12 protein-coding genes are annotated in these 12,408 nt (G+C 55.7%); 6 read left to right on the forward strand and 6 right to left on the reverse strand.

From position 1 onward, the window contains the following. Window positions 1-238: hypothetical protein (locus tag AB5Y84_RS17450; protein WP_368177458.1), on the forward strand; the 238-nt coding region annotated here is incomplete at its 5' end. Between the two features lie 39 nt (window positions 239-277). Here AB5Y84_RS17450 and AB5Y84_RS17455 read toward each other — a convergent pair. The 4 genes from AB5Y84_RS17455 to AB5Y84_RS17470 form a co-directional block, all read right to left on the reverse strand. Further along, the gene (locus tag AB5Y84_RS17455) at window positions 278-2,209 is read right to left on the reverse strand and encodes a bifunctional diguanylate cyclase/phosphodiesterase (protein WP_267517896.1); all 1,932 of its coding nucleotides are present in this window, start codon (window positions 2,207-2,209) and stop codon (window positions 278-280) included. Between the two features lie 23 nt (window positions 2,210-2,232). After that, the gene (locus tag AB5Y84_RS17460; RefSeq protein WP_005349099.1) at window positions 2,233-2,733 is read right to left on the reverse strand and encodes a molybdopterin-binding oxidoreductase; all 501 of its coding nucleotides are present in this window, start codon (window positions 2,731-2,733) and stop codon (window positions 2,233-2,235) included. 101 nt (window positions 2,734-2,834) lie between these two features. Then, on the reverse strand, window positions 2,835-4,469 hold the full coding sequence (groL, locus tag AB5Y84_RS17465) for a chaperonin GroEL (RefSeq protein WP_005340575.1): 1,635 nt from the start codon (window positions 4,467-4,469) through the stop codon (window positions 2,835-2,837). A 43-nt stretch (window positions 4,470-4,512) separates the two neighbouring features. Further along, entirely contained in the window at window positions 4,513-4,806 is a 294-nt protein-coding gene (locus tag AB5Y84_RS17470; protein WP_005340573.1) for a co-chaperone GroES, read from the reverse strand. A 260-nt stretch (window positions 4,807-5,066) separates the two neighbouring features. Here AB5Y84_RS17470 and AB5Y84_RS17475 point away from each other — a divergent pair, with 260 nt between their 5' ends. After that, complete coding sequence (locus tag AB5Y84_RS17475; protein ID WP_231720294.1) at window positions 5,067-6,401, forward strand: MATE family efflux transporter; 1,335 nt, start codon at window positions 5,067-5,069, stop codon at window positions 6,399-6,401. A 34-nt stretch (window positions 6,402-6,435) separates the two neighbouring features. On the opposite strand, the gene AB5Y84_RS17480 is transcribed toward AB5Y84_RS17475, so the two are convergent. Then, complete coding sequence (locus AB5Y84_RS17480; RefSeq protein ID WP_335837111.1) at window positions 6,436-6,912, reverse strand: FxsA family protein; 477 nt, start codon at window positions 6,910-6,912, stop codon at window positions 6,436-6,438. Between the two features lie 442 nt (window positions 6,913-7,354). Between AB5Y84_RS17480 and aspA the strand changes: the two genes are divergently transcribed. Continuing rightward, window positions 7,355-8,797 (forward strand): aspartate ammonia-lyase, encoded by a 1,443-nt coding sequence (gene aspA, locus AB5Y84_RS17485; protein WP_368177459.1) that lies wholly within the window; start codon window positions 7,355-7,357, stop codon window positions 8,795-8,797. Window positions 8,798-8,922: 125 nt separating this feature from the next. Further along, a complete protein-coding gene (locus tag AB5Y84_RS17490) occupies window positions 8,923-10,242 on the forward strand; it encodes an anaerobic C4-dicarboxylate transporter (protein WP_368177460.1) in 1,320 nt (439 codons plus the stop codon). 249 nt (window positions 10,243-10,491) lie between these two features. On the opposite strand, the gene tsaD is transcribed toward AB5Y84_RS17490, so the two are convergent. After that, window positions 10,492-11,505, reverse strand: coding sequence for a tRNA (adenosine(37)-N6)-threonylcarbamoyltransferase complex transferase subunit TsaD (gene tsaD / locus AB5Y84_RS17495; RefSeq protein WP_042052807.1), 1,014 nt, complete (start codon window positions 11,503-11,505; stop codon window positions 10,492-10,494). 179 nt (window positions 11,506-11,684) lie between these two features. Between tsaD and rpsU the strand changes: the two genes are divergently transcribed. Then, a complete protein-coding gene (gene rpsU / locus AB5Y84_RS17500) occupies window positions 11,685-11,900 on the forward strand; it encodes a 30S ribosomal protein S21 (RefSeq protein ID WP_005309452.1) in 216 nt (71 codons plus the stop codon). Window positions 11,901-11,915: 15 nt separating this feature from the next. Beyond that, a complete protein-coding gene (locus AB5Y84_RS17505) occupies window positions 11,916-12,359 on the forward strand; it encodes a GatB/YqeY domain-containing protein (RefSeq protein WP_005349081.1) in 444 nt (147 codons plus the stop codon). The last annotated feature ends 49 nt before the right edge of the window (window positions 12,360-12,408 follow it).

The following is a 12,408-nucleotide window of genomic DNA, read 5'->3' on the forward strand; positions in this document are numbered from 1 at the left end:
GCGACGCAACAGTGTGTTGCTGCGGGAGTGGAATTCTACTCAACCGCCTTCTCGAGTCAAGCCTTATTTTCAAAGGCTTTTCGAGGTTATCGACTCAGGCTTTGCGTTGCCGCTTGCCCTGTCGATGGAGGCGCATTATAGGGAACAGATTCTTTCTGGCAAGGCTAAATTGCATGTTTTTTTGATAAAACCGCACAACCGTTCAAACAACAAACAAAAAGAAGAAAGTTCGAGCTAAATCACACATTCTGGAGGCAGATGACAGGCAAGCCCCCTCTCAACTCATATAAGCCATTTCGGATTGTTGACGTGCTAGCCAAAGCTCCTCCATCTCCAACAAGGTTTGATAGATTTTCTCCGCCTGCTCTGGTCGGCTGAACAGATAGCCCTGCCCATACAAGTGGATATCGGTCAGAGATCGCAATACATCCAACTGCGCCTGTGTCTCAATCCCTTCACACACCAGACTCTTGCCCAGCATCGACCCCATCCGACAAATATTGGCGACCAGTTCGGATGCCTCCATTGAGGTGTCAATGCCCTGTATAAAGGAGCGGTCGATCTTCACTTTGCTGACCGGTAACTTTTGCAGATAACTCAAAGATGAATAACCAGTACCAAAATCGTCCAATGCTAACAGCACCCCCTGCTGATTGAGATCCTGCATCAGTTGCAGCGAGTTCTTCACTTCCCGCATGGTGGTATCTTCCGTGACCTCCAAGACCAGGCTACGGGCAGGCAGGTGGTGCTCCATCAATGCCTTGGCCACCAATTTGAGCAAATTACGCTGGTACATGCCTGGCGAGATATTCACACACATTTGCAGATCAACCATACCAAGCTGGTGCCACTGATAGAGCTGCTCGCAAGCGGTGTTCAGCACCCAGCTCCCAACCCGTTCGGCAAGCTGGAACTCCTCAGCCACAATGATCACTTCGTTTGGCGGAATGAAGCCGAGTTCCGGATGCCGCCAGCGCAGCAGAGCCTCGACAGCTTCACAGCGGCCACTCTCTAGATTGACGATGGGTTGGTAATAGAGTTCCAGCGCATTGTGTTCCAGCGCCATGATCATGTCCGACGCCAGATGTTTGCGCCGCGCCGTCTCGTTGAGCAGGGAGTTATCGTAAATCACATAGGGGACATGGGTCTTGCGACTATGGAACAGGGCTTGCTCCGCTCGACTCAACAGCTCCTGAGTCTTGTCGCTGTCCATCGGATAGAAGGCAATGCCAATCCCGACTTCAAGCCGGAAGGGATAGTTGTCATAGACGATGTCTTGCTTCAGCGCATGCAGCAATCGCGCTACCAGCTCCCTGACCTGACGCAGATCGCTGCTGCCACGCTGGATAATGGCAAATTGATCCCCCCCCAGACGTCCGCTCCACTCGCCCTCTTCACAGAGCACTCTGATCCGGGTGGCAAACTCACAAAGCAGATAATCACCGGTGTCATAGCCAAACTTGCTGTTGATATCTCTGAAGTCGTTGATATCGACCAGCACCAGCCCAAACGGCACTTCCTGTGTGGCGTACAGCTCCATCCGCTCCAGCAGAGCAACCCGATTGGACAACCCGGTCAGCGGATCCCGTCTGGCCGCTCTGAAATGACGACGCCCTTCATATATAAGCAGCATGCTGAGCAGCAACACTGACATGACCAGACCGGAGACCATCAGCAACAAGGCATTGCGCAATTGGCCAAAATGGCGATCGTTCTCGGAATAGACGTTAATGTTCTTCTGCATCACAGAAGCGAGGGAGTAGGAGAGCGGCTCTTGCAGCGGGGCAAGGCGCATCATGATCTGCTGATAGTCAGATGCCCCGCTTTGCAACTTGGTGATGTCGGGCTCTATTTGGCGAATATTGGTTTCAATCAGCTGCACCAGACGCAAGGTTTTCTGCTTGTCCTGCATGCTCTTGCGCAGCTGGCCGCTCAACAGGATGGGCGTTCTGCTCCAGAGAATGTCATAACGCAACATCAAGGTGTCATGATCAATCCCGCCATAGTGATAGACCTCTACCGCATTGAGGAAACGCCCGAGCTCCAGCTGCAACTGCATCAGCGCCCAGGAGACATCATAGGTGTATTTCTCCATCGCTCTGGTCGCATTCTGGATCTGCATCAGGCAATAGAGAGTGCTCCCGGTAAACAACAGGATGGATACATACAGAATGACGAGCAGTGGCCACGCCCTGGTCTTTCCTTTCACCCCATGCTCCCGTGCGGTTTTTATCAGTGCTGAATGTCTATCAAATCCAGCTGCCAGATCATCATGTCGGTATATTCGGATCGCTTCAATTCCGGATATTGATCAAGAGGCAGCATAAACCAGACCGGCCCCTTGTCACGCACCCGCATGACAGCACCATTGTCTTCCCATGCGAGAATGGGCTCGTATTTGGCAACCTTGTCCCATTCAATGCGGATCTGGAAACTGTTCAGTGCCGTCAACGTAATGGTCTTGCCATCCGCACCAACTGCAGCCAATACATCGGCCAATTTTGGGCCTCTGTAGGTATGCGGCTTATCCACCCACGGGTTGCCGGTCACTATTTCATGTTGCGGCAGAGCCTGTAGTTTTGCCAGATCAAACAACACCTTGCCATCAACTTCGTCTGCCGACCTGATGTTACCACCGACTTTCAGGATCACCGGCCCAGTCAGCGCCTCAGCAGCCATCACCGGCATGATGACCAATGAACACAGTAGTGTCAGCCAACCAAACATTTTCATATCTCCCCCAGATTTGCTGTCTCAACAGACTCAGTTTAGCCAGATATAAAAAAACGGCTCGCCTTGAGCGAGCCGTTTGTCAAACAGAGCAAGGGGGATGATTACATCATGCCCATGCCACCCATGCCGCCCATGTCAGGCATTGCAGGGGTATCTTTCTTCGGCAGTTCGGTGACCATGCACTCGGTGGTGATCATCAGACCGGCGATGGAAGAGGCAAACTGCAGGGCGGAACGGGTTACCTTGGTCGGATCCAGGATGCCCATGGCCAGCATGTCGCCATACTGTTCGCTGTAAGCGTTGTAACCAAAGTTGCCTTCGCCGTTCTTCACTGCGTTGGCAATGACGGAGGCTTCCTCACCGGCGTTGATAACGATTTGACGCAGCGGGGCTTCCATGGCGCGCAGGGCAACCTTGATACCGACGTTCTGGTCTTCGTTGTCACCACGCAGACCAGCCAGTTTGGCAGCAACGCGAACCAACGCAACACCACCACCGGCAACCACACCTTCTTCAACCGCGGCGCGGGTAGCGTGCAGGGCATCTTCAACGCGGGCTTTCTTCTCTTTCATCTCGACTTCGGTGGCTGCGCCAACCTTGATCACGGCAACACCGCCAGCCAGCTTGGCTACGCGCTCTTGCAGCTTCTCACGATCGTAGTCGGAAGAGGTCTCTTCGATCTGCTGACGGATCTGGGCAACACGGCCTTCGATCACACCGGCATCACCCACGCCATCGATGATGGTGGTGTTCTCTTTGGTGATGACGATGCGCTTGGCACGGCCCAGATCTTCCAGCGTCGCTTTTTCCAGCTCCATGCCAACTTCTTCAGAGATGACGGTACCGCCAGTCAGTACGGCGATATCCTGCAGCATGGCCTTGCGACGGTCACCGAAGCCAGGCGCCTTGACGGCAGCCACTTTCACGATACCGCGCATGGTGTTGACCACCAGAGTCGCCAGGGCTTCGCCTTCCACGTCTTCAGCAACAATCAGCAGCGGCTTGCCAGCTTTGGCAACGCCTTCCAGCACCGGCAGCATTTCGCGGATATTGGAGACTTTCTTGTCAACCAGCAGGATGAAAGGGTCGTCCAGTTCAACGGAACCGGTCTCTTGCTTGTTGATGAAGTAGGGGGACAGGTAGCCGCGGTCGAACTGCATACCTTCAACAACTGCCAGCTCATCTTCCAGACCCTGACCATCTTCAACGGTGATGACGCCATCGCGACCCACTTTGTCCATGGCTTCGGCAATCAGCTTGCCCACTTTCTCGTCGGAGTTGGCGGAGATGGTGCCAACCTGAGCGATGGCATTGCTGTCGGCACACGGCTGGGACAGCGCCTGCAGCTCGGCAACAGCAGCCACAACGGCCTTGTCGATACCGCGCTTCAGATCCATCGGGTTCATACCGGCGGCAACGGCTTTCAGACCTTCGTTGACGATAGCCTGAGCCAGAACGGTTGCAGTAGTGGTACCGTCACCGGCGGCATCGTTCGCCTTGGAAGCCACTTCCTTGACCATCTGGGCGCCCATGTTCTGGAACTTGTCTTCCAGCTCGATTTCGCGCGCAACAGAAACACCATCTTTAGTGATGGTCGGGGCGCCGAAGGACTTGTCCAGCACCACGTTGCGGCCTTTCGGGCCCAGAGTCACCTTGACGGCATCAGCCAGGATGTTTACGCCTTCCAGCATCTTGATGCGGGCTTCGTTACCAAACTTAACGTCTTTAGCTGCCATTTTTCTTCAATCCTTAAATCAATTCGGGGAAAAGGAGGATGGATTACTCTTCGACAATCGCCAGGATGTCGGTTTCGGAGAGGATCAGGACGTCCTGACCATCCAGCTTCTCGGTCTTCACACCGTAGCCTTCGTTGAAGATAACCTTGTCACCAACCTTCACGGCCAGCGCTTTGACTTCGCCATTATCCAGGATGCGACCAGTCCCCACGGCAAGCACTTCACCACGGGTGGACTTCTGGGCCGCAGTACCAGTCAAGACGATACCGCCGGCAGATTTGGCTTCAGCTTCGATGCGCTTGATGATGACGCGGTCGTGCAGTGGACGAATTTTCATCGATAACTCTCCCAAAATGAGTCTCATTGTTGCTTTGAGGAATGGCCGTTCCAGGCCAAATTAGATATGTCCCTGATGTGGGGCAGAGTTGCTAACCCTTCAAGGGCAAATACAAAAAAAATTTTTTCACGTACTATAAACATCTTCGATGGTTCAGCCATGTCCGCACTCTGGAGCAAGGTCGGTTCAAGCCGCCCGGTTTCCATGCCAGAACCTTCAAAGCCAGCTGTAGAGACGAGCCCTTGACCCGCACCAACCCCATGCTGACAGCCCCTATTCCGGTCGTACTGCGCCAGATGACGGGCCCCATGATCTTCGGCATCATCGCCATTCTGGCCTTCAATCTGGTCGATACCTTTTTTATCGGTATGCTGGGAACCGAAGCTCTGGCTGCCATCAGTTTTACCTTTCCTGTCACTTTTGTGGTTACCTCGCTGGCGATGGGATTGGGCGCCGGATTGTCAGCGGTGATCGGTCATACCCTGGGGCAGGGCAAACACGATGAGGCGGCCCATCTCGCCACCGACAGCCTGTTTCTGGCGGTGATCATGGTAGCCCTGCTCTCCGCGGGGGGCGCTCTCACCATCAAACCCCTGTTTACCCTGTTGGGGGCCAGTGCCGAGCTTATCTCTCTCATCCATGACTACATGCTGATCTGGTATCTCACCGTCCCCATGCTGGTGCTGCCCATGGTGGGCAATGCCGCCATACGGGCGACCGGCGATACCAAAACCCCCAGTCTGGTGATGGCAGTAGCCGGGTTGGTCAACGGGGTGCTGGATCCTCTGTTGATCTTCGGCATCGGCCCCTTTCCCGAATGGGGGATCCGTGGGGCCGCCATCGCGACTTCTATCTCCTGGTTGATGGCGATGCTGGTCAGCCTCTATATCCTGCGTCATCGGGAGGGCTTGCTACTGTGGCGCCTCTCGCCGCGGGCCCGGTTGCTGACCCACTGGCGGGCCTTGCTCCATGTCGCCGTCCCCGCCTCTTTTACCAATATGCTCAACCCCTTGGCCAATGCGGTGCTGATGACGATCTTTGCGGGCCTGGGTACCGAGGTGGTGGCGGCTTACGGTGCCGCGTCGCGGGTCGAGGCGCTGCTGCTGATTGTGATGATGGCCCTTGCCTCCGTGCTGGCCCCTTTCATCTCGCAAAACTGTGGCGCCGGCAATCCGGCCCGCGCCAAAGCTGCACTGCAGAGCTGCATGAGTTTTGCGTTGCTTTTCCAGCTCGCCATCTATGGCCTGACCTGGCTACTGGCGCCACTCATCGCCAACCTGTTCAGCGATCATCCACAGGTCATCCGCCTGATTATTCTCTATCTGCATCTAGTGCCGATCGGTTACGGATTTCAGGGCATGGTGATGCTGCTGGCCTCGGCACTCAATGGCGTGAGGGCATCCAGTATTTCGTTCTTGTTCAACGGATTGCGGCTGTTTGGTTTTCTGTTGCCAGGAGCCTGGCTGGGGGCAAAGCTGGGAGGAGAACAGGGGATATATCTGGGGATACTGCTGGCCAATCTGGCGGCGGGCACCCTCGCATGGTGGTATGCCCGACACCGCTTCGAGGCCTTGTGCCATCAGGGCAAACCCTGATTCAGTCACTCGCCTCGGGTTTTCGTCGCGTCGATTACTCTTTACGCTCAAATTCGCCTTCGATAGTGGTGCCGCCCTGCTTGGCGTTCCCCAGATGATCATCGGACGGTGCGCTGCCAAACGGGGATTGAGTACGCTGGAAACCGCCCATCTGCATCCGGAACTGGTTGCTGCCGATCAGCTTGTCAGCCAGTTTGTTGCGCAGCCAGGGTTGCAGCAACAGCACACCGAAAATGTCGGTCACGAAACCCGGGATAATCAGCAGCAAGCCGGCCAACGCCAGCATCATGCCTCCCATCACCTCGCGGCCCGGCATCTCGCCCATCTGCATCTTTTGCTGGGCGCTGAACAGGGTCTTGATCCCTTCACTGCGCACCAGCGAGGAGCCCAATACAGCAGTCAGAATGAGCAAGCCGACAGTCGGCAGCGCCCCGATTACCGAGCCGACCTCGATCATCACGGTGAGCTCCAGCACAACCAGACCCACCAACAACAAAAACAACTTGCCCATATCCACTCCAGCACCGGTAAATTGAGAAAAAGTGGCGCCCATCCAACGATGGCCGGAGGCGATTTTGCCGCCCCGTCATCACCACTTTCTGCCCTGAATAAATGGGGGCAGCCCCCCTCTTTTCAAGTTGGTCAACTGACTCCTACGTCATCAGCAATCTAAAAAACCAGCAAAAAGTCACAAAAATTTATAAAAATCATCATGATAAAAACTTCATAACATATGTGTACTTTCCTCAAAGTAATTTGAAAATGTCGCAAATTTAGTGATCCACCTCTAATAACCGATACCTCAATTGGAGTAGTATATTGATTAGTTTTTCGGGAGGTCATTCTCCCAACCGCCCCACTCGATGTGTGGTGCTTCAGGATGAGCTGTGCGCAAGGAACTCGCGACCACTCGGTGAGGATTTTTCCATTTATCTGATTTCTGAGGCATTACAATGAGCGACATCAAGAACGTCCGCATTGAAGAAGACCTGCTGGGCACCAAAGAAGTTTCCAATGATCTCTACTACGGTGTGCACACCCTGCGCGCTGTCGAGAACTTCAAGATCAGCTCTCAGAAGATTTCTGACGTTCCGGAATTCGTCCGCGGTATGGTGCTGACCAAGAAGGCCGCTGCGCTGGCAAACGGTGAACTGGGTACCATCCGTCCTGAAATTGCTGACAAGATCGTAGAAGCCTGCGACCTGATGCTGAACACCGGCAAATGCTTCGACCAGTTCCCGGTCGACGTTTACCAGGGTGGTGCCGGCACCTCCGTCAACATGAACACTAACGAAGTACTGGCCAACATCGCCTTGGAAATCATGGGTCTGGAGAAAGGCCGTTACGACGTCATCAACCCGAACGACCACGTCAACAAGTGCCAGTCCACCAACGATGCCTACCCGACCGGTTTCCGCGTTGCTGTGGTGAACAGCACCGACGTGACCCTGCATGCCCTGGAAGCGCTGATCGCCGCTTTCGACGTCAAGGCTGACGAGTTCAAGAAGATCCTGAAGATGGGCCGTACCCAGCTGCAGGACGCCGTGCCGATGACCCTGGGTCAGGAGTTCCACGCGTTCGCCGTCACCCTGCGCGAAGAGATCAAATCCATCAAGCGTTGCCAGGAGCTGCTGCTGGAAGTGAACCTGGGCGCTACCGCCATCGGTACCGGTCTGAACACTCCGCCCGAGTACTCTGCGCTGGCCATCAAGCGTCTGGCCGAGATCACCGGCCGTGCCTATGTACCGGCTGAAGACCTGATCGAAGCGACCTCCGACTGCGGCGCCTACGTCATGCTGCACGGCGCCATCAAGCGTCTGGCCATGAAGCTGTCCAAGATCTGTAACGACCTGCGTCTGCTCTCCTCCGGCCCGCGCACTGCCCTGAAAGAGATCAACCTGCCGGAAATGCAGGCTGGTTCCTCCATCATGCCGGCCAAGGTCAACCCGGTTATCCCGGAAGTGGTCAACCAATCCTGCTTCAAGGTATTCGGTAACGACATCACCATCACCTTCGCCGCCGAAGCCGGTCAGCTGCAGCTGAACGTCATGGAGCCGGTGATTGGTCAGGCGATGTTCGAATCCCTGAGCCTGATGGAAAAAGCCTGTATTTCCCTGCGCGAGAAGTGCGTGGAAGGTATCACCGCCAACCCGGAAATCTGCATGAATCACGTGCTGAACTCCATCGGTATCGTGACCTACCTGAACCCCTTCATCGGCCACCACGAAGGGGATATCGTCGGCAAGATCTGTGCCCAGACCGGCAAGAACGTCCGCGAAGTCGTTCTTGAGCGCGGCCTGCTGAGCGCCGAGCAGCTGGACGAAATTCTCTCCATCGAGAACCTGATGAACCCGCAATACAAAGCCAAGCGTTTCACCCGCGAAGCTGCCGTATAAGCGAGTGTGGGCCGGGATCTTCCCGGCCCATAAAGTCAGTTCCCGATTGGTCTTTATCCCCAGCCCGATCGGGAATTGGCTTTTTGCCAAATAAAAACCAAAAACTAAAAAATGGAGTTATCGCTATGATTGGAATCGAGTTACTTGTCGTGCTCGCCGCTATCTATCTGGGGGCCCGGATAGGCAGCATCGGCATCGGCTTTGCCGGTGGTCTGGGGGTACTGGTATTGACGTGGGGTCTGGGCATGCCCATCCCGAGCGATCAACTGGTCAGCTACATCCCTTGGGATGTGATCATGATCATCGCGTCCGTCATTTGCGCCATCGCCTGTATGCAACTGGCTGGCGGGATGGACTACCTGGTCTTCCTGGCAGAAAAAGCGCTGCGCAAGAACCCCAAATACATCACCTTCGCCGCCCCGGTGGTCACCTATCTGATGACCATGCTGGCCGGTACCGGTCATACCGCCTTCTCCACCCTGCCGGTGATCGCTGAAGTGGCCAAAGAGCAAGGGATCCGCCCATCTCGTCCGCTCTCCATCGCGGTTGTCGCCTCCCAGATCGCCATCACAGCCTCCCCAATCTCTGCCGCTGTGGTTGCCTTCTCCGGCATGCTCGAGCCGTTCGGTGTTGACTACCTGACCCTGCTGGCCATCTGCATCCCCTCAACCTTCCTGGCCTGTATCCTGGGCGCCTTCATTGCCAACATGATGGGCAAGCCGCTGGAGCAGGACGAAGTCTATCTGGAGCGTAAAGCCAAGGGCCTGATCAAACTGCGTGGTACTACCAAGCTCGAGATCAAACCGTACGCCAAACTGTCTGTCTGGATCTTCATCGCTGCCATCGTTGCTGTCATGGCTTATGCCACTGCCATCTCCGGTAAAGTGGGCCTGATCACCAACCCGCCGATCCCCCGTGACGGTGCCATCATGGGTATCATGCTGGCCGCGGCCACCATCATGACTCTGGCGTGCAAACTGGACGCAACTCAAGTGACCAACATGCCGACCTTCAAGTCCGGCATGTCCGCCTGTATCTGCGTACTGGGTGTCGCCTGGCTGGGTAACGTCTTCGTAAAAGGCAACATGGACACCATCCAGCTGATCGCTGGCGACCTGCTGAACCAGTACTCCTGGCTGCTGGCCGTGGTGCTGTTCTTCGCCGCTATGCTGCTCTATTCACAAGGCGCCACCACCAAAGCGTTGATGCCTGCCGCACTGGCACTGGGTGTCAGCCCGCTGACTGCGATTGCCTCCTTCGCAGCCGTGAGCGCCCTGTTCGTACTGCCGACCTACCCGACCCTGCTGGCCGCGGTAGAGATGGACGACACCGGCTCCACCCGTATCGGTAAGGCGGTCTTCAACCACCCCTTCTTCGTACCGGGCACCGCCACCATCGCCATCGCCGTGGCGCTGGGCTTCTTCTTCGGCGGCATCCTGCTGTAATTCATCGCCTGCCGATTACCAAACAAAAATCCCCGCCAGTTGGCGGGGATTTTTTTATCTCTTTTTACTCTGTGGTTGGCTTGGCTGTCTGACAGCAAGAGGGCTGACCTCTTATCCGGATGGCTCAACCACGGCGACAGCAGACACTATAACAGCCTGCCAGCTGCGCTATAACCACCGCTGCTGGATTGCCGGAGTAGTAGGCCACCATGGTACTCAGCACCACGCCAGAAGGCGGGATCCTTCGGATCAGACCGGATCCAGGGTATCCAGCGGCCAGCGCGGCACGGCTTTGACCGCCAGCGGTTCGAACACGCCCGCTTTCAGGCGCTGCATACCGGCGTAAGCGATCATGGCGCCGTTATCGGTGCAATATTCAGTACGCGGATAGAACACCTCGCCCTTGAGGCTCTCCATCAGCTCGGCCAGCTGGGCACGCAGATGACGGTTGGCACTGACGCCACCGGCGACCACCAGACGCGTGAGACCGGTCTCTTTCAAAGCACGACGGCACTTGATGGCCAAGGTATCGACCACTGCATCTTCAAACGCCCGAGCGATATCGGCACGGGTCTGTTCATCATCACCATTGGCGGCGATGGTGTTGGCTGTGAAGGTCTTGAGGCCGGAGAAGCTCATGTCGAGCCCGGGACGGTCAGTCATGGGACGGGGGAAGTGGAAGCGCCCGGTAGTGCCCTTCTCGGCCAGACGGGAGAGTAGCGGACCACCCGGATAGTCCAGCCCCATCAGCTTGGCGGTCTTGTCGAACGCTTCGCCTGCGGCATCATCGATGGATTCCCCCAGCAGCTGATAGCTGCCGATGCCGTCGACCCGCACCAGCATGGAGTGACCACCGGAGACCAGCAGCGCCACGAAGGGGAACTCGGGAGCTTTCTCTTCCAGCATGGGGGCCAGCAGGTGCCCTTCCATATGGTGGACGGCGATAGCAGGCTTGTTCCATGCCATCGCCAGCGAACGGCCGATGGTGGCCCCCACCAGAATGGCGCCAACCAGACCCGGACCCGCGGTATACGCGATGCCGTCGATGTCATCTTTGCCCAGTCCCGCCTCTTGCAATGCGGCCTGGATCAACGGGATCGTCTTGCGAACATGATCCCGGCTGGCGAGTTCGGGGACGACGCCACCGTAGTCCGCATGCAGCTTGACCTGGCTGTATAACTGATGGGAAAGGATCCCTTTTTGATCGTCGAAGATCGCGATCCCGGTTTCGTCACAGGATGTCTCTATGCCCAATACACGCATTGCTAAAAAATTTCACTGCTAAAATGAGACGGCTATGGTAACCTTCGCGGGTTTTTTAAACCAGAGCGATCTCTGCGGGTTTACTTTCATTCCCTGTCCAGAGTATAATTTCGCACCATTTTAAGACATGCTGATCGATTGAAGGTCAGCTAACAATTTATCACTGAGGTGAAAGGCACATGCCAGTAATCAAAGTCCGTGAAAATGAGCCGTTTGACGTTGCTCTGCGTCGTTTCAAGCGTTCTTGCGAAAAAGCCGGTATCCTGTCCGAAGTTCGTAGCCGTGAGTTCTACGAGAAGCCGACTACCATTCGTAAGCGCGCCAAAGCGTCTGCTGTCAAGCGTCACGCCAAGAAGCTGTCTCGCGAAAACGCACGTCGTATCCGCCTGTACTAATCGGGAGATATTGCCGTGTCTCTGAAGGATCAACTCAAGGATCAGCAAAAACTCGCCATGCTTGCCAAAGATAAGGCACGTCTGGGAGCGATCCGCTTGTTGATGGCAGAAATCAAGCAACGTGAAGTCGATACCCGTATCGAGCTGAATGATGAGGATATCCTCGCTGTCGTGACCAAAATGGTCAAACAGCGCCGCGATTCCATCAGCCAATTTGAAGCTGCCGGTCGCCAGGATCTCGCCGACAAAGAGTCCGCCGAGATCGTTGTGTTGCAGGAGTTCCTGCCGCAACAGCTGACCGCAGATGAAATTGCTGCCCTGATCGAGCAAGCCATCACTGAAAGTGGTGCTGCCGTCATGGCTGATATGGGCAAGGTCATGGCTGTCTTGAAGCCGAAAATTCAGGGGCGTGCCGATGTCGGCGCCGTCAGTGCTCAGGTGAAAACCCGCTTGGCGTAACAGGCAACTCTCTTGTTTGGTCGAAGAAGCCGTGCTTCCCTTGGAATGC

This window comes from Aeromonas sp. s11 (assembly GCF_040907945.1).
Lineage (GTDB): Bacteria > Pseudomonadota > Gammaproteobacteria > Enterobacterales > Aeromonadaceae > Aeromonas > Aeromonas veronii.

Excerpts from the sequence above, each read along its gene's own strand:
- AB5Y84_RS17460 (WP_005349099.1), bottom strand. The coding sequence starts at position 2,733 with ATGAAAATGTTTGGTTGGCTGACACTACTGTGTTCATTGGTCATCATG.
- groL (WP_005340575.1), bottom strand. The coding sequence starts at position 4,469 with ATGGCAGCTAAAGACGTTAAGTTTGGTAACGAAGCCCGCATCAAGATG.
- AB5Y84_RS17470 (WP_005340573.1), bottom strand. The coding sequence starts at position 4,806 with ATGAAAATTCGTCCACTGCACGACCGCGTCATCATCAAGCGCATCGAA.
- AB5Y84_RS17475 (WP_231720294.1), top strand. The coding sequence starts at position 5,067 with ATGCTGACAGCCCCTATTCCGGTCGTACTGCGCCAGATGACGGGCCCC.
- AB5Y84_RS17480 (WP_335837111.1), bottom strand. The coding sequence starts at position 6,912 with ATGGGCAAGTTGTTTTTGTTGTTGGTGGGTCTGGTTGTGCTGGAGCTC.
- aspA (WP_368177459.1), top strand. The coding sequence starts at position 7,355 with ATGAGCGACATCAAGAACGTCCGCATTGAAGAAGACCTGCTGGGCACC.
- AB5Y84_RS17490 (WP_368177460.1), top strand. The coding sequence starts at position 8,923 with ATGATTGGAATCGAGTTACTTGTCGTGCTCGCCGCTATCTATCTGGGG.
- tsaD (WP_042052807.1), bottom strand. The coding sequence starts at position 11,505 with ATGCGTGTATTGGGCATAGAGACATCCTGTGACGAAACCGGGATCGCG.
- rpsU (WP_005309452.1), top strand. The coding sequence starts at position 11,685 with ATGCCAGTAATCAAAGTCCGTGAAAATGAGCCGTTTGACGTTGCTCTG.